14 protein-coding genes are annotated in these 17,320 nt (G+C 70.3%); 4 read left to right on the forward strand and 10 right to left on the reverse strand.

Going from position 1 to position 17,320, the window contains the following annotated elements; translation table 11 throughout:
* From SSOG_RS00405 to SSOG_RS00425, 5 genes are all read right to left on the reverse strand, one after another.
* Window positions 1-1,687, reverse strand: a 1,687-nt coding sequence (locus SSOG_RS00405; RefSeq protein ID WP_039936183.1) for a type I polyketide synthase, incomplete at its 3' end; no start/stop codon positions are given.
* A gap of 84 nt (window positions 1,688-1,771) precedes the next feature.
* A complete protein-coding gene (locus SSOG_RS50660; protein WP_009712199.1) occupies window positions 1,772-2,677 on the reverse strand; it encodes a hypothetical protein in 906 nt (301 codons plus the stop codon).
* Window positions 2,670-4,028, reverse strand: a complete 1,359-nt coding sequence (locus tag SSOG_RS00415; protein WP_154685874.1) for a radical SAM protein — start codon at window positions 4,026-4,028, stop codon at window positions 2,670-2,672. The genes SSOG_RS50660 and SSOG_RS00415 overlap by 8 nt, the downstream gene beginning before the upstream one ends.
* Window positions 4,029-4,274: 246 nt before the next feature.
* Entirely contained in the window at window positions 4,275-4,646 is a 372-nt protein-coding gene (locus SSOG_RS00420) for a hypothetical protein (RefSeq protein ID WP_039936187.1), read from the reverse strand.
* A 190-nt stretch (window positions 4,647-4,836) separates the two neighbouring features.
* Entirely contained in the window at window positions 4,837-5,673 is an 837-nt protein-coding gene (locus SSOG_RS00425) for a DUF8017 domain-containing protein (RefSeq protein WP_245606178.1), read from the reverse strand.
* 136 nt (window positions 5,674-5,809) lie between these two features.
* Between SSOG_RS00425 and SSOG_RS00430 the strand changes: the two genes are divergently transcribed.
* Window positions 5,810-6,313, forward strand: coding sequence for a hypothetical protein (locus SSOG_RS00430; RefSeq protein WP_009712202.1), 504 nt, complete (start codon window positions 5,810-5,812; stop codon window positions 6,311-6,313).
* Between the two features lie 73 nt (window positions 6,314-6,386).
* Here the strand turns inward: SSOG_RS00430 and SSOG_RS00435 are convergent, their stop codons facing one another.
* From SSOG_RS00435 to aspA, 3 genes are all read right to left on the reverse strand, one after another.
* Window positions 6,387-7,781 (reverse strand): dicarboxylate/amino acid:cation symporter, encoded by a 1,395-nt coding sequence (locus SSOG_RS00435; protein WP_245606179.1) that lies wholly within the window; start codon window positions 7,779-7,781, stop codon window positions 6,387-6,389.
* Window positions 7,782-7,816: 35 nt separating this feature from the next.
* Window positions 7,817-9,229, reverse strand: coding sequence for an NAD-dependent malic enzyme (locus SSOG_RS00440; RefSeq protein WP_009712205.1), 1,413 nt, complete (start codon window positions 9,227-9,229; stop codon window positions 7,817-7,819).
* Between the two features lie 62 nt (window positions 9,230-9,291).
* Complete coding sequence (gene aspA, locus SSOG_RS00445) at window positions 9,292-10,692, reverse strand: aspartate ammonia-lyase (protein ID WP_039936190.1); 1,401 nt, start codon at window positions 10,690-10,692, stop codon at window positions 9,292-9,294.
* A gap of 247 nt (window positions 10,693-10,939) precedes the next feature.
* Between aspA and SSOG_RS00450 the strand changes: the two genes are divergently transcribed.
* The gene (locus tag SSOG_RS00450) at window positions 10,940-11,851 is read left to right on the forward strand and encodes a LysR family transcriptional regulator (protein ID WP_009712207.1); all 912 of its coding nucleotides are present in this window, start codon (window positions 10,940-10,942) and stop codon (window positions 11,849-11,851) included.
* A 72-nt stretch (window positions 11,852-11,923) separates the two neighbouring features.
* Here the strand turns inward: SSOG_RS00450 and SSOG_RS00455 are convergent, their stop codons facing one another.
* Window positions 11,924-12,211, reverse strand: a complete 288-nt coding sequence (locus SSOG_RS00455) for a YiaA/YiaB family inner membrane protein (protein ID WP_039936191.1) — start codon at window positions 12,209-12,211, stop codon at window positions 11,924-11,926.
* 274 nt (window positions 12,212-12,485) lie between these two features.
* On the opposite strand from SSOG_RS00455, the gene SSOG_RS00460 reads away from it, so the two are divergent.
* Entirely contained in the window at window positions 12,486-12,905 is a 420-nt protein-coding gene (locus tag SSOG_RS00460) for a hypothetical protein (RefSeq protein ID WP_009712209.1), read from the forward strand.
* A 58-nt stretch (window positions 12,906-12,963) separates the two neighbouring features.
* Here the strand turns inward: SSOG_RS00460 and SSOG_RS00465 are convergent, their stop codons facing one another.
* Window positions 12,964-16,641, reverse strand: coding sequence for an nSTAND1 domain-containing NTPase (locus SSOG_RS00465; protein WP_039936193.1), 3,678 nt, complete (start codon window positions 16,639-16,641; stop codon window positions 12,964-12,966).
* A 247-nt stretch (window positions 16,642-16,888) separates the two neighbouring features.
* Between SSOG_RS00465 and SSOG_RS00470 the strand changes: the two genes are divergently transcribed.
* A complete protein-coding gene (locus SSOG_RS00470; RefSeq protein ID WP_039936195.1) occupies window positions 16,889-17,302 on the forward strand; it encodes a peptidase inhibitor family I36 protein in 414 nt (137 codons plus the stop codon).
* Window positions 17,303-17,320: the final 18 nt, after the last annotated feature.

The following is a 17,320-nucleotide window of genomic DNA, read 5'->3' on the forward strand; positions in this document are numbered from 1 at the left end:
TTCGGCATCCAGCAGTTCCGCGCCCATGTCCCGCCCACTGGGCGCCGTTGCCGGAGTACACGAACGCCACCGGCCCGGGGCTCGCGCCCGCCGCCGCTCCCCCGCCCACGGGGGTGCCCTCGGCGATCGTCTCCAGCTGGGCGGCGGCCCGTTCGGCGGTGTCCGCCACGACGACGGCCCGTTCGCGGTGGTGGCCTCGACGACGGCAGCTGGTGAAGGCGATGTCGTAGAACGCGTCGGTGGTGTCCCGGAGCCGGGCGGCGATGCGGGAGACGGCCTCGGTGAGCGCCTCCTTGGTGGCCGCCGAGACCAGCACAGGCAGGGATGTCGCCTCCGGCGGCGGGGTGGCCGAGGGCAGGGGCGGCGGGCCGAGGACGGCGTGGGCATTGGCCCCGCCGAACCCGAACGAGTTGATGGCCAGCGCTCCCGGGGCCAGCGGCCGTGGTGCGGTCACCGGCTCCAGGCCCAGAGTCGAGAAGTCGATGGCGGGGTTGAGCGGTTCGGCGTGCAGCGACGGCGGAATCACACCGTGGCGCAGCATCAGCACGCATTTGAGGAGACCGGCCATGCCCGCGCCGGATTCCAGGTGGCCGAGGTTCGACTTCACCGAGCCGATGGGCAGCGGAGTACGCCGGTCGGCGCCGAGCGCGTGGCCGAGCGCCTGGCATTCGATCGGGTCGCCCGCCTGCGTACCGGTGCCATGGGCCTCCGCGTAGGACACGTCCTCGGGGCGCACCCCGGCGCGGTGGTGCACCTGGCGCATCAGGTGTTCCTGGGCCTGTGCGCTGGGCAGTGAGAGCCCGGGGGTGCGGCCGTCCGCGCCGACTCCGGTGCCGAGGACGACGGCGTGCACGGTGTCCCCGTCCGCCGTGGCGTCGGCGAGGCGCTTGAGCACCACCACCGCGCCGCCCTCGGCGCGGACGTATCCGTCGGCGTCCGCGGAGAAGGTGCGGCAGCGGCCGCTCCGGGAGAGCATGGACGCCTTGGAGAACCCGATGAAGTCCCCCGGGCTCAGCAGCAGATTGATGCCGCAGGCGAGCGCGACGCCGCCGTCTTCGGTATCCCCGTCACGGAGTTGTGCGCAGGCCTGGTGCAGGGCGACCAGGGACGAGGAGCAGGCGGTGTCCACCGCGATGGACGGCCCCCGCAGGTCGAACAGGTGTGAGATCCGGTTGGCGGTGTTGCAGAGCGCCGCCCCGGCCATCGTGTACGCCGTGATCGCCTCCGGGCGGGCGTACTGGAGTTGGCCGTAGTTGGCGTTGCTCACGCCCACGTGGACCCCGCTGCTGGAACCGGCGAGGGTCGCCGGGTCGATGCCCGCGTCGTCGAGGGCTTCCCTGGCCATCTCCAGCAGGAGGCGCTGCTGCGGGTCCATCCGGCTCGCCTCGCGGGGCGACAGCCCGAAGAACGCGGCGTCGAACCCGGTGATGTCCTCCAGGAATCCGCCCGCGGCCGAGTACGCCTTGCCGGGCCGTCGTGGATCGGGGTCCATGAACCGCCGCGTGTCGAACCGGTCCGCCGGTACCTCACCGACCAGATCGCGCCCCGCGGCGAGCGCGGCCCACAACCCGTCGGGCGCCGTGATGCCACCCGGCAACCGGCAGCTGAGCCCGACGATGGCGATATCGCCGGGCTGCTCTTCACGGGAGAACGGGCCGGGCAGCGTGGAGATCGTCTTGTGCGCCATCGCCACCGACCCTACCAACGCCCCTCCCTGGTCGACGGGTTGTGGCAGGCGCGTCGCAGGGCCTTTCCGGGCCCGGGTCCGTCGTCAGTCGGATGGTGTCCACGCGGGTGCGCGTTCGCGGTGCAGTGCGCGGCCGACGGTCAGGGCCCGCGCCGCGCGGTCCGCCGTCACACCGCTGAGCCCCGTGCCCAGCCACAGCGCGCGCAGAGTGAGGACCTGCGCGGCCATCATGGCGATGACCGGATCGCCGGAGGTGAGGTAGCGCTCGCAGCCCGCGTCGCGCAGGTCGTCCCGGACCAGTCGGCGCCCGCCGCGCACCTGCTCCATGAGCGCTTCGATGCGCGTGTTCAGCGGGGCGGCCGCGCCGTCGGCCGCCCACCGCAGGTACGGCAGCTCGCGCGGCCCCATCGCCAGGACCACGGTCTCCGCCATCCGCCGGACGGCCGGGTCGGGGTGGAGCAGCCGATGGGCCTGGCAGACCGGAATGCAGGTGCAGACCTTGTTGCAGGTGCAGATCGTGCCGCCGCCACCGCCGTAGGTCGGGTCCGGTGCCTCATAGGTGGGTGGGTCGTACGTGGGTGGTTCGTAGGTCGTCGGTGGTTCGTACGTGGGGGTCGGTGGTTCGTACGTGGTCGGCGGTTCGTACGTCGGCGTCGGGGAGTCGGAGGCCGACGGGCTCGATGAGGGGTGGGAGGTGCTGGGGGACGGCGAGGAGGGGGATTCCGAGCCGCCGTCGTCGCATCCGCCGAGCAGCAGGGCCGCCGCGACGGACGACGCGATCCCGGCCCCGAGGAGACCGCGCCGCCCCGATGCCGCCGACCACGGTGGCCTGATGATGGGCAGGAGCTCGACCGGCCCCGTGGTGTCCGGGCTGTCGACCCGCTGGATCCCGTAACGCGGAGCGTCCGGTGCCTGGTCGGCTTGGTGGTCGTCCTGGTTGTCCGTCCCCGAGCGCCTCGGTCGCGGCCAGGGCAGCATGACGTCATTCATTCGTGCCTCCGTGGACGCCGCAGGGCTCCCCGGTGTGGTCGTCGCGCCATATGAGGCCGCCCGACCCGGCGATCCGGGTGAGGAGCTGGTCCTTCACCAGTTCCCTGGTGATGTGGCAGCGCTGGGACCCGGTGAACTCGCCTCGGCCGTTCGTCGCCAGCGACTTGTGGTAGCAGTCGCCCGCGCAGTTCCACTTGGCGAAGCATCCGTCGCAGAACGAGCGGTGTTCGACGCCCAGATCGCGCAGCCGGTCGAGCCGGTCCATGTCGAAGGTGTAGCCGTCCGCCCCCGGCGAACCGTAGAAGAACACGTCGGCGAACTCATTGTCCTCGGAGAACGCCTCGAAGCAGGCCGATACGTTCCCCGCGGGACTCAGGCAGAAGTTGTCCTGGGTGATCCCGCAGAAGTGGTTGGTCAGCGTGCCGACCCGGGCCGCGCTGTAGATCAGCTCATGCCCGAAGCGGGCCGCCCTGCCCTGCGCTTCCCGGTAGGCGGCGATGAACTCCTCGGTCTCCGCGTCCGGCTCCCCCGCATGCCGTCCCAGCTGGTAGGCGGGTTCCACCTGGACACGCTTCGGAGTGAAGTTCGACAGCACGAACTCGATCGAGTCGGGCAGCAACGGGATCTGCTCCGCGGTGACGGTCAGCCGCACCGCGTAGGGGTAGTCCGCGTCGGTGAAGCGCCGCATGGTGTGCATGACGCGCGCGCTCGATCCCGTGCCCCGTACGGTCGGCCGGTGCTTGTCGTGCGCCTCGGGCAGCCCGTCGAAGGACAGGCTCATGCCACCGTTGAGGTTGGCGATCATCCAGTCGATCTGACGGTCGGTGAACACGCCGTTCCCCGCGGAGGCCGCGATGACCGGGAGGCCGCCCGCCCGCTCACGGGCGTACGCCAGTGACTCGGTCATGAGGTTCCAGTGGACGCTCGGCTCGCCGCCTCCGTGGTAGTGGACCCCGGCGAACGGGGCGCCCTCGCGCCGGGCGTTGTCGATGACGAAGTCGATGCCTTGCTTGGCCACGTCCATCGTCATATACGTGGCGGGAGCGTCGCCCGCGGAGGCATAGCAGTAGGTGCAGCGCAGATTGCACGCCGTCGTCAGGAAGAGCGTGACCTCGGTGGGCGTGGGAGTGCCTCGGCGCCGGGTGACCGGCGACGGGGGCCTCCTCAGGAGCCCGGTCTCACGGGCCAGTGCCGCGACGTCCTGGTCCCCGCCCTCACTGCCTCTCAGGACGGCCGAGAGGGCCGCCACCATGCCGCTCGTGGCGGCGAAGGCCACCCCGTGCAGCGGGGCGTACACCAGATGGGCCCCGTCTTCCAACGGGATCGCGAAGACATCCCTTGTTCCGTTCAACGATCGCTCCCAGCAGCTCGCCTCGACCGCGCTGCGACGGCACGGGCAGCAGTGGGATGTCGTACAGCGCACCCATCGCCCCCGTGGCAGCACCGGCGCACGACATCCTGCGCCCCCTCTTCGGGACCCGTCCCGGGGATGATGTGCAAGCTGGCCCGTTCGGGTGAATCACCGGGAATTTTGTCGCGTTATGGACCGGATGCTGATACGAAGGCGGCGCTGGGCGGCCCCTGGAAGGACCTCGGATCAGGCAGCAAGCCTCGGTGCCATGGCCGCCGCGGGCACGGATGCCACCGGGATGCGCACCGGCGCGACGGGGGAAGGGGCCGGCCGGACGCGGTACGTGGTCTTGGCGTGATCCACGAGGGGCTCACCGAGAGTGGCCCGCCCCTCGGAGTACAGCCTGTCGCATTCGGGGGTGGGGAGGGCGACGTAGCAACCTCCCCTGTTGGTGGCGGAGTCGTACGGCTGCCAGTAGCCGTACCGGCGTCGCCCGCTCGCGTGCACGGTGAGGAACACCGGAGTGCGGGAGTCGGACACGACGCGGAGCACACCGGCGCTGGAAACGTCGAACGGGGCCTCGGAGCGGGAGCGGGACTGGTAGCGGGCGGGGGACATCACGATCGCCTTTCCGAGGGGCCGGTACTCAAGATCAATTACCCAATTAAAGCAGCGTTTTGATCTTCAGTACACAACTTTCTTGTGGGCAAAGGAGATTGGATCGCGCGGCCCCGCACCGGCCCGGTGACAAGCACGCGGGGGTGCGGGGCAGTTCGCGGATCGTCACCGCCTCACCGACCGGACGGGGTCAGCTGCCCGTGGCCCGGACAGTGCTCATGACCTGCTTGATCTCGGCGGCCGTCAGCGCGTTCGGAACACCCTGGTCCGCGTAGATCACCCAGCCGTGCATGGTCCCGTCGGGGAGCTTCTGCGCGATGCTGTGCACGACCGCCTTCGGCGGGACGCATGAGCTGGGGCGGTTGGTGACGGTGACCTTGGCGGTCGCGGTGTAGCCCTCGATGCCGCCCTGCTTCAGCGGCTTGGCCGGAGTGACCTCGATCTTGGGCTTGTGGTCCTCGCCGCCGTACGCGGCGAAGCCCCAGTTGCCCGCCCAGTTGCGAGCGTTCTCCTGGAGGGAGCCGTCCTTGCCGCCGCCCGTGGTGCCGACGGTGGCGAGCTGCCCCTTGCCCGCCTCGCCGATCGCCTTCGGGTTGGGGCTCGACCCGCAGCCGCCCTCGCGGTAGTTGGCGGCTCCGGTCATGACGACGATCGGCTGGCCGTTCTTGTCCGTGTAGGACAGGGCCGTGCCCTCGTCGATCCGCTTCCACTTCTTGGCCTTGCCGGGCACGTCGTAGGTGAAGTGGTGCTTCTCCGAGGTCTGCGTCTGCCAACCCGGGACCGACGGCTGGTCGCCCGAGGGGCTCGCCGGGCCGGAGGACTGGGACGATCCCGCCGAGGGTGCCTTCGACCCCGCCGCGTCGGTGCCCTTGTCCGTGGCCTGTTTGGTGTCTTCGTTGCACCCGCTCACCGCGAGGGTCATGCCTATGCCGACGGCTGCGATCAGGGTCTTCTTCGTTCGTCGGGACGGCACCCGGGTGGCCGGCCGGTGCTGGGCAATGCGCTTGAGGATCTTTGGCTGAGACATGATCGGCACTTTAAGCCACCTGCGCTGGCGCGATCCCACCGGTGGCTGCCCCATCGCGAGACGTATACCTACTCGTGACACATCGCATGAGACTGATACACGCGGCGCTCCTCGATGTCTCGATAGGGTCCGGCCCATGGACTGGTTGGGACCGGTGAACACGCTGATGGGCGCTGGGATCGGCGTGGGTGCGACCCTTCTCGCCGACCGGCTTCGCTGGCGCCGTGAGCGCGAAGCACTCCGGCAGGACACGCGTCGGCAGGCGTACGCGTCGTTCATGGCCGCCCTCTCGGAGGTGTACACGCGCCTCCATGTGATCGCGCGCGATGGAGGCTCGGCGGAGGACGCGGGAAGGGCGGCCCACGAGGCGTTCGCGTCCAGCAATCTGTATCCGCTGCGCTACGAGCTCGCGCTGATCGCTCCGTGGGAGGTCATGGAACCGGCCAACCAGGTCTTCTGGAAGGTACGCGACCTCCGCGACCTGGTGGCCACCGGCGCCACCACGGAGGATCCGGCCTTCGGGACACACCTTCGCGACTACCTCGCGGCGGCCGAGACCGCACAGACCGCCATGCGCCGGGACCTTGGCACCTCATGGCCGCAACACGACGACGATCCCCCTGCGCCACGCGCCGGTTGAAGCACCCGGCACCGCGCCCAGGGGGATCGTGGGGCATCCTGGGCGGGTCCCCTCCCGCCCAGGATGCGGTGTTCTACGACGAGCCCTTGGAGGCGCCGACTTCCGCAGGCTCGGCCGGTGCCGTGCCCTCGTCGTCGGCCTTGGCCTCGTCGTCGGCCGTGGCTACCTCCTGGGTGTCCTGACCGTCCTGATGAGCGTCCCGCTTCTTCTCCGAACGGTCCACGACGGCGGCGGCCAGCGCGTTCCCGACGACGTTCACCGCGGTACGCGCCATGTCGACGATGAAGTCGACACCGACCAGGAGTGCGACCCCCTCGGCCGGGAGGCCCACCGACTTGCCCGCGGCGAGGAGCACCACGATGGAGGCCGAAGTGACGCCCGCCATCCCCTTGGAGAGCACCACCAGGACACCGACCATGAGCAGCAGGGACGGTATCGAGGTGTCCGCGCCGTAGGCGTGGGCGAGATACACCAGGGCGGTGGCCTGGTAGAGCACGGAGCCGTCGGAGTTGAAGGAGTAGCCGAGGGGGACGACGAACGAGGACGTCGAGCGGCTGACACCGAAGGCTTCGAGCTTGCCCATCAGCGGTGCCAGCACCGCTTCGGAGCTGCGGGTGACGAAGGCGAGCCCGACGAGGCCGCCGATCTGCTTGAGCAGGTCCACGTACCGAATGCGGTAGATCAGCGCGATGACCGGGAAGACCACGCCGAGGACGATGGCGAGGCCCGCATAGACGACGGCGATGAAGCCGAGCAGGCTCTTGAGGTTGCCGAATCCGTAGTGCGCAACGTCGTAGCTGATGAAGCCGAGGACGCCCAGGGGGGCGAGGCGGATGACATAGCCGACGACCTTGAACATGGCCGCCGAGACGGACTCCAGCACCGAGGAGAAGGGCGCGGACTTCTCACCGATGGCGGCCATCCCGACACCGAGGAAGAGCGCGAAGACGATCGCGGCGAGCAGGTTGCCCTCGGTGAACGCGGCGAAGACGTTCTTCGGAACCGAGTGCAGGATCAGCTCGTGGAAGTCGACGCCCTGGTCCATGGACTCCAGGCTCTTGGTGTCGCCGCCGGCGACGGGGGCGCCCTTGCCGATGCCGGTGAGTTCGGCCAGCGTCACCGAGATCAGGAGGATCACCGTGGTGACGACCTCGAAGTAGAGGACCGCCTTACCGGCGACGCGGCCCACCTTCTTCACCGACTCCATACGGGCGATGCCCAGCACGATCAGCGGGAAGACCAGGGGCAGCACGACCATCTGCACCAGATTGAGGAAGATGTCACCGAGGAGCTTCAACTGCTCGCCGACGGAGGGCGCGAAGGTCCCGATCAGCGCGCCGAGGCCGACGGCGAGCGCCGACTGCACTCCGAGTGGCAGGCGCCACCAGCGCTTTGTGCGCGCGGCCTTCCCGTTGGGGTCGGACTCGGAACAGTCGGTGGAAGGTGCCGTGCTGTGTCCTTTTTGCATGCGTGGAGCTCCAATGGGTTGTGCTCTGGGGAGGTTCAGCCGAGGTCCGTCGCCCGCGCGGCTCCGCGGACGGCTCCGGCGACCGCGCCCGCGACCGTGTCGTTGAAGACGCTCGGGATGATGTAGTTCGGGTTGAGCTCGTCCTCGCCGACCACATCCGCCAGCGCGCTCGCGGCGGCGAGCATCATGTCGGTGTCGACGGTCCGGGACTGGGCGTCCAGGAGGCCACGGAAGACACCCGGGAAGACCAGTACGTTGTTGATCTGGTTCGGGAAGTCCGACCGTCCGGTGGCGACGACGGCGGCCGTCTGGCGGGCGATCGCCGGGTCCACCTCGGGGTCAGGGTTGGCCAGCGCGAAGACGATCGCGTCGTCCGCCATCGCCGCCACATCCTCGCCCGACAGCACGTTCGGGGCCGACACGCCGATGAAGACATCCGCGCCCCGCACCGCCTCGCGCAGCGTGCCCGTGACGCCGTCCGGGTTGGTGTTGTCCGCGATCCAGCGCAGCGGGGAGTCAGGGTCGGCCGAGACCAGGTCCTCGCGGCCGGAGTGGACCACGCCGTGGATGTCGGCGACGACCGCGTGCCGCACGCCCGCGGCGTTGAGCAGTTTCAGGATCGCCGTGCCCGCCGCGCCCGCGCCGGACATCACCACCCGCACGTCCTCGATCTTCTTGCCCACCACCCGCAGCGCGTTGGTCAGCGCCGCCAGCACCACGATGGCGGTGCCGTGCTGGTCGTCGTGGAAGACCGGGATGTCCACCGCCTCCCGCAGCCGCGCCTCGATCTCGAAGCAGCGCGGGGCGGAGATGTCCTCCAGGTTGATGCCAGCGAAGCCCGGGGCGATGGCCTTGACGATCTCCACGATGGCGTCGGTGTCCTGGGTGTCCAGGCAGATCGGCCACGCGTCGATCCCGGCGAAGCGCTTGAACAGCGCCGCCTTGCCCTCCATCACCGGCAGCGCCGCCTTCGGGCCGATGTTGCCGAGCCCCAGCACCGCGGAGCCGTCGGTGACGACCGCGACGCTGTTGCGCTTGATGGTCAGCCGCCGGGCGTCCTCGGGGTTGTCCGCGATGGCCTGGCACACCCGGGCCACGCCCGGGGTGTAGACCATGGACAGGTCGTCACGGTTGCGGATGGGGTGCTTCGACGACATCTCGATCTTGCCGCCGAGGTGCATCAGGAACGTACGGTCGGAGACCTTGCCCAGCGACACACCCTCGATACCGCGCAGCTTCTCCACGATCTCATCGGCGTGCGCGGTCGACGTCGCCGCGATCGTGACGTCGATACGGAGCTTTTCGTGGCCGGAAGCGGTCACGTCGAGGCCGGTGACGGAGCCACCGGAGGACTCCACGGCCGTGGTCAGCTGGCTGACCGCGGTACCGCTCGCGGGGACCTCCAGCCGGACCGTCATCGAGTACGAGACGCTGGGCGCCGTTGCCATGACCGTCTTCCTCCACTGGTGTGTTGTGTGTTCGCTACGGTGATTTCGGTTCGGTGGCGGCATCAGGCCGACGTCCCGGCGATGTGCTCCGGACGCAGCAGGGTCGCGAGCCGGTCGGCGGGCAGCAGGCCCTTCTCCAGGACGAGTTCGGCGACGCCACGGCCGGTGGCGAGGGCTTCCTTGGCGATGCCGGTGGCGGCGGTGTAGCCGATGTGCGGGTTGAGGGCGGTGACGAGCCCGATCGAGTTCGCCACGCTCGCGCGCAGGGTCTCGGTGTTGGCGGTGATGCCGGAGACGCAACGGGTGGCGAGGGTGAGGCAGGCGGCCCGCAGGTGGGTGATGCTCTCCGAGAGGGAGTGCAGGATGATCGGCTCGAAGGCGTTCAGCTGGAGCTGTCCGGCCTCGGCGGCCATCGTGATGGCCACATCGTTGCCGATCACCTCGAAGGCCACCTGGTTGACGACCTCAGGAATGACCGGGTTGACCTTGCCGGGCATGATGCTCGAACCCGCCTGCACCGGCGGCAAGTTGATCTCATTCAGCCCGGCACGCGGCCCCGAGGAGAGCAGCCGCAGATCGTTGCAGCTCTTGGACAGCTTGACGGCGATCCGCTTCAAAACACCGGACAGATGGACGAACGCACCACAATCCTGCGTGGCCTCCACCAGATTGGCGGCCGTGATCAGCGGCAGCCCGGTGATGTCCTCCAAGTGGCCGCGAGCGGCCTCCGCGTACCCCTTCGCGGCGTTGAGACCGGTGCCGATCGCGGTCGCCCCGAGGTTGATCTCGTGCACCAGACCGGAGGCCTCCAGCAACCGGCTCTGGTCCTCCTCCAGCATCACCGCGTACGAGGAGAGCTCCTGCCCCAGCGTCATCGGCACCGCGTCCTGAAGCTGGGTGCGCCCCATCTTCAAGATGTCGCGGAACTCCTCGGCCTTGGCGGCGAAGGCGTCGCGCAGGACGGTCATCGCGTCGTGGAGTTCCCGTACGGCGATGATCGTGGCGACCTTGACGGCGGTCGGATAGACGTCATTGGTGGACTGACTGAGGTTGACGTCCTCGTTGGGGTGCAGATGGGCGTAGGCGCCCTTGGCGTGGCCGAGGATCTCCAGCGCCCGGTTGGCGATGACCTCGTTGGCGTTCATGTTGGTCGAGGTCCCGGCGCCGCCCTGGATCACGTCCACGGTGAACTGATCGTGCAGTCGGCCGTCCCGGATCTCCCGGCACGCGGCGGCGATGGCGTCGGCCTTCTCCGGAGCCAGCAGCCCGAGATCCTCGTTGGCCCGTGCGGCGGCCTCCTTGACCGCGGCGAGGGCGTTGGTCAGGTGGGGGTATGCGGAGATCGCCGTACCGGTGATGGGGAAGTTCTCCGAGGCGCGCAGGGTGTGGATGCCCCAGTACGCGTCGGCGGGCACCTCCCGGTCGCCGAGCAGATCGTGTTCACGGCGATGACCGGTAGTCATGGACACATCAGTTCCTTGCAAAGGGGTGGCGGGGATGGGGACGAAGGAGGGCATCACATGAGCGCGGGACCCCTGCGGGCGTGGGGACGCCAGCCGGTTCGGAGCCCGGGGCCAACGGCGGTCCTTGCCGTTGCGTTCATGGAAGACCACTTTGGAGAGCCGATCCTGTGAAGTCCATCGGCAATTTCCCAGGTTGCCTGTGAAGCTCTGCTTCACAGATGCCGTCCCGTCTGGTGAACTACCTCATGTGATCGACCCACGGAGACTCCGAGTGCTGCGCGCGCTGGCCGAGCACGGCACCGTCACCGCCGCCGCCCAGGCCCTCTACCTGTCCCCATCAGCGGCTTCGCAGCAGCTCGCGGCGCTCGAGACGGAGGTCGGGCACGCGTTGCTGGAGCGGCGCGGCCGCACCGTCCGGCTCACGCCCACGGGCGCCGTGCTCGCCGACCACGCGGCAAGGATCGCCGCGCAGCTGGAGCAGGCGGAGGCCGACATGGCCGCCAGCTCGGCGGGGCTGGCGGGCGAGGTGACCATCGCCGCGTTCGCGAGTGCGATCACCGAAGTGGTGGCCCCGACGGTGGCAGCGCTGCGGACACGCGCTCCGCAGGTGCGGATCCGCGTGAAGGACGCCGAGGGGCATGCGAGCCGTCGGCTCCTCATCGACGGCGCGGTCGACATCGCCCTGGCGGTGGAGCACCGGGACACCCTCGGCCAGTACGGCGAGCAGCTGCTCCGTAAGCCGTTGTACGCGGAACCGTTCGATCTCGTCCTGCCGGCCGACCATCCGCTGGTCTCCGCCCCGGAGGTGGCGCTGACCGACCTGAAAGCGGATCCGTGGGTCACGCCGTGGCCCGGGAACCCGGTGCACGACGTGGTCCTGCGCGCCTGCGAGGAGGTGGGTTTTCAGCCTCGCGCGGAGTGCCTGGCCGATGACTCCCGGGCGGTGTGCGCACTGGTCTCCGCCGGTTCCGGGGTGGCGATGGTGCCCCGTTCGGCGCTCCACGGCATCGCTTTCGGCGGCGCCGTCATACGTCCGGTCAGCGGCTCCCGTCCGACGCGGCGGGTGTTCACGGCCGTCCGGAGCGGCAGCGAGGGCCACCCACTGGTCCAGCTGGCGCTGCGCGGACTGGGCGACCAGGCGGCCGGCCTCAGCTCCTGACCGGCGGGGACGACCCCCCGCCGGGTCCTGGAAGTGTGCGTGCGGTGCTCTTGGTCTACGAGAGGGAAGTGCTCACAGCTTTTCGAAGGGGTCGTGCTCGGCGAGGAGCCTGTCCACCCGCGCCTGGTCGACCCGGCTGACGAGCTGCCCGGCCTCCTGCCGGTCCCTGATCACCTTGGCCAGGGTGAACGCGGAGGTCACCAGGTAGAGCACGGCGATGGCCAGGAAGCCTCGTACCCAGGCGTCGGCGTTCAGCCGGAAGATGCCGATGGCGGTGGCCGCCATGGCGATGGAGAAGGAGGCGACCGCCTGACCGTAGAACGCGGTCGTGCTCTGCTGCTTGACCGGTGTCTCACTCATGGGCAAAGAATCGGCGGCCGCTGTCGACCCCACATCCGTCCGGATACTCAGGTACGTACTCAGATCGCGCGCGCCACAGCGCCCTCGGCCGGGCCTCCCCTCCCCCGTCCGTTGTTTCGGGCGGCGAATTGGGCTGCGCAACAACGCAGGTGGGCGCCAGTCTCGATGAACGCGGGCCCGGATTGCGGATCGGAACGGGGGAGGGCCCGACACGCGCCCTGCGGCGGCGAACGGCAGGACGAACTCAGCAACTCACGAACAGTGGAGGGAACCCATGCGATCGAGGTACTCAGCCATCGTGACCCTGGCGGCGGCCGCCGCCGTCGCGCTCCCGGGGGCGGTCGCGGCGCACGCGGCAGCCGGTGGGGGCACCGGCGCGGAGCAGACGACAGCGGAGGCCCGCCCCATGGGGGAATGTTCCATCGGCGGCCATATCTGCGGAAACGTCTACAACCGCGACAATCGGTACCCGCTGATGATCACGAATAACTGGGGAAAGCACGGCAGCTCCTCGACGTGGCGCACCCTCAAGCCCGGTCAGAACGGGCACCACGTGGGCGTGAAGGACGTCGACGGGTACTGGGTCGGCCCCGGGTGCAAGGCCAAGCGTTCGCTGGGGATGAGGACGGTGGGGCCCGGCTGGCACAAGGTACGGGACGGCCAGAAGATCCAGATCGTCGACATCCGCTGCTGACCGGTCCGCCCGCCCGGTCGTACCCGGCCGTCAAGAGCCTGAGCGGCGTGCCCCGCGGTCAGACCGCGGGGCACGTCGTGCGGTATGCGGTGCCGGGGATCAGCTGCCGCCACTCCTGTGGGGTGAGATTGCGGCCGGCCGTGCGGCACAGCTGCGCCGGGGTGTGCCGGGTGTCGGCGTTCCACAGCAGGACGGACCGGTCGTCGCCTCCGGTGGCCAGCGTGCGGCCGTCGGGGCTGAAGGCGAGCGCTCTGACCTGCTTGGTGTGCCCGGTCAGCAGGGCCAGCGGGCTGCGCCGGGCGATGTCCCACAGCATCACCGACTTGTTCGAGTTGGCCGTGGCGAGCATGCGGCCGTCCCTGCTGAACGCCAGGGCGAACGCGGGCCCGGTGCTGTCGGCGAGGGTGGCCACGCGGGTGCGCTCGGCCACGTCCCACAGCATCACCTTCTGATCGATTCCGGCGGTCGCCAGCATGCGGCCGTCCGGGCTGAAGGCCACGGATCTGAGCTGTCCCGTATGCCCTGACAGGGTGGCCAGCCGGGTCCGTCCCGCCACGTCCCAGAGCGTCGCTTTGCGATCCTGGTTGGCGGTGGCGAGGAATCGGCCGTCGGGGCTGAAGGCCACGCCGTTGACGGCGGTTCCGGCTTCTCCGGACGCCGCGGTCAGGGAGGCCAGCCGGTTGCGGCGCGCGGCGTCCCACAGGATGACCTTCTTGTCCCCGCCGCCCGTCGCGACGAGGCGCCCGTCCGGGCTGTACGCGACGTCCTTGACGGGACCGGCATGCCCGGTGCGTCTGACGGGCGGGCCCTGACCCGAACCGTTCCAGAAGGTCAGGACGTGGTTGCGGGCGCTCGCGGGCCGCCCGTCGGTACCGCTCACGGTGGCGAGGGTGCGTCCGTCGGGGGCGAACGCCACGGCGTGTACGGGGCCGGATCCGCTGGTGAACGTGGCGCGGCGGGTGCGGCGCCTGCTGTCCCAGAGCACGACGTCGTCGCCGCCGGCGGTGGCGAGCGTGCGGCCGTCCGGGCTGAAGGCGACGTCGTTGATCCGGTCGCGGTGGCCGGAGAGGGGAATCCGGGCCGTGTCCCAGAGCACGACCTTGCCGTCCTCGCCCGCGGAGGCGAGGAGGGAGTCCCGTGGGCTGAAGGCGAGCGTGTAGACGTTGGTGGTCTGCCCGGTGAGCGTGGTCAGGCGGGTGGCGCTGCCGGAGTCCCACAGCATGACCGACTTGTCATGCCCTCCGGTGGCCAGGGTGCGCCCGTCGGGGCTGAAGGCCACCGCTCTGACCTCCCCGCTGTGACCGCGCAGCGTGGCCACGCGGGTGTGGCGCCGGACGTCCCACAGCCTCGCCGTCCAGTCGTCGCTCGCGGTGGCGAGCGTACGGCCGTCCGGGCTGAAGGCGACGGCGTCGACGGACCGGGTGTGGCCGGTGAGGGTGGCGATCCGCTTCCCCGTGGCGGTGTTCCACAGCATCACCTTGTGATCCGCGCCCGCGGTGGCCAGGGTGCGGCCGTCCGGGCTGAAGGCGGCCGCCCAGACGATGCCGGTGTGGCCGGAGAGGGTGAGCCGCCGGGCCCGGCGCCGGGTGTCCCAGAGCCTGACGGTGTGATCGGCGCCCGCGGTGGCCGCGGTCCGGCTGTCCGGGCTGAAGGCGATGCTCTTGATCTGCCCCTTGTGGCCGGTCAGGGCGGCCGATGGCCGGCGCTTCGCCGCGTCCCAGAGCACCAGCTTCCCGTCGTCGCCGCCCGTTGCCAGCGTGCACCCGTCCGGACTGTAGGCCACCGCGCGCAGCCAGGTGGAGTGTCCGGTCAGGGTGGCCAGCCGCCGTCGTGCGCCCGTGTCCCACAACGTCAGCGTACGGTCGCGACTGACGGTGGCGAGCGTTCCGTCGGGGCCGAAGGCGGCCTCGGAGACGGCGTCGTTGTGGCCGGACAGCTCGGCCCGGTAGTACTGACGCGCCGAGATGGTCAGCATGGCACTGCGTGCTTCGAACGTCCGCGCGGTACGGAAGGCCTCCACGCTCAGCAGCATGGCCGCGGCCGGCCGGGATTCGGCGAGGCCGAGGGCCTCGGCCGCCAGTTGCCGTGATACGGCGACCCGATGGGCCCGCAGGGCGTCCTGGCGCTGTTCCAGGGCGACCACGCTGACGCCGGTGACCACGAGCAGCAGCAGCGCGAGACCCGCGGCGAGAAGGCGCAGATGGCGATGGCGCCGCACGGCGGCGGCCCGTTCGCTGTCCGCCAGGTCGACGCTCGCGTCGAGGAACGCACGCTCGACGACGTTCAGCTCGTCGCGGCTGCCGTCGCGGGAGGCCCAGTCGCGGAGTATCGCGAGCCGCGTTCCCCGGTACAGGGCACCGGAGTCGCGGTCGAGCTCGGCCCAGGCCCGGGCGGCCTCGGTCAGGTGCCGGTGGACGCGCAGCCGCTCACGGTTCTCCTCGACCCAGGCGCGCAGCCGCGGCCAGCCGCTGATCAGCGCCTCGTGGGCGAGATCGGCGGCGTCCTCGTCCAAGGTGATCAGCCGGGCGCGGGTCAGCTGCTCGAGGACGATGGAGAGGTCCTCGGGGGAGGCCGTGCTGTCCAGTTCGGACCGGTCGACGGGGCGGCGGGTGTCCTGGGCGCCTTCACCTGGGGTGATGAGCCTGAGCAGGACGCGACGGGCGATCTCGGCACGTTCGGGGGTGAGTTCGGCGTAGGTGTGCTCCGCGGTGCGGGCGATGGCGCCGTGCAGGCCGCCCGCCGCCTCGTAGGCCGTCTCGGTCAGTGCGCGGCCGCGGCGGCGGCGCCATGTCTCCAGCAGTACGTGGGACAGCAGGGGCAGTCCCCCGGGCTCGTCCGTGACCTCCTCGATGAGCCGGGCGGTCAGGGCGCGTTCCACGATGAGTCCCGCGTCGGCGGCCGGTTTCACGATCGCCTCGCGCAGCTCGGCCGGGCTCATCGGGCCGACCAGCAATGTCGCGGTCCGCAGCGCGTCGGTGAGGCCGCGGTGTTCGGCGCAGCGCCCGAGGAAGTCGGCGCGCACCGCGATGATCACGCGTAATCGGCTCCCGGGGTCACGCGCCGCCTTCAGCAGGTCGGTGAACGCCGTCCGCTCCGCGGGGTCGGCGCACAGCGTGAACATCTCCTCGAACTGGTCGACCACGACCACCGTGTCGCCGTCGGCGTCCTTCGGCGTGAACCGTCCGGCATGGGTGCGGGCGGGGTGCGGGCCTGGGGTGAAGATGCGGATGGCCGCGGGGCGTTCGTTCTCCGGGACGGCGTTCTGGAGGGCGGGGATCAGCCCGGCGCGCAGCAGCGAGGACTTTCCGCTGCCGGAGGCGCCGACGAGGGCGGTCAGGCGGTGCTTGCGCGTCAGTTCGAGGAGGTCGGCGATCAGCTCGTCGCGGCCGAAGAACCGCTCCTGATCGCGGAGTTCGAACCGGGCCAGGCCCTGGTAGGGCGGCTCGGCGTCGTCGTGTTCGGCCGCCTCGGCGGCCGCTTCTTCGGCCAGCTGCCGCCAGCGCCGCTCCCATTCCTCCGGGTCTCCTCCGCATCCCTCGACGTAGGCCAGGGTGACCTGAAGGGACGGCAGCTGCTCGCCGGAGGCGGCTCTGGAGAGGGTGGAGACCGTGTACGGCGTTCTCCGGGCCAGAACGCGGTAGGTGACGTCGGCCTCCTGGCGCAGCTTGCGCAGCTCCAACGCGAACCGCTGTACGGGCCCGGCGCCCGGGTCCAGCGGCGCTTCCGGTCGGCCCATTCGAAGCCCCTTTCCCCGGCTCCCCGTCCTCCACAACCTACGGAGCCGCGAAAGGGCTGGGCAAGGCCACGCCGAGGGCAGGACATCGCCCTCGGTGACTGCCCCACCTGTGACGACGCGATTGTTGCGGGCCGCGGATCGGGGCTGCGCAACAAGGTTGACGCCGCTGAGAGTCGGTGACGTACGGCGTCGCCCGGCTCACAGCCGCCTGGCGGCGCGCCGGACCGAACGAAAGGGACACCTCACCATGTCGATCACGATCCGCACCGCCCTGGCAGCAGTCGCGCTCGTCGGCGGTACCGCTCTTGCCGCGGTGCCTGCGGCGTCCGCAGCCGACTCCGCGCCCGCGGCCCGCAGCGCCCAGGCCGGTGGCTTCCACATGTACCTGGACGACGACTACAAGGGCGGCTGGGCTCACGTCACGCGCACCGACAAGGACCTGCGGAACAACTACTGGGACACGGAAGACAAGAACGTCGACAACGACACCAGCTCGGTGAAGAACCAGACACGCCACTACGTGGACATGTATCAGAACGTCGCCAACGCCCGGGGCCGGTGCACCGGCGCAAACACGACGTCGTACCCGGGCACCAAGGACCCGAACCTGAGCAATGACGCGATCAAGGACAACCGGCTGAGCTGCGTCATCTTCCGCTAGACGCGCCGGGCGGGGGTG

This window comes from Streptomyces himastatinicus ATCC 53653 (genome assembly GCF_000158915.1).
In the GTDB taxonomy this organism is placed as follows: domain Bacteria; phylum Actinomycetota; class Actinomycetes; order Streptomycetales; family Streptomycetaceae; genus Streptomyces; species Streptomyces himastatinicus.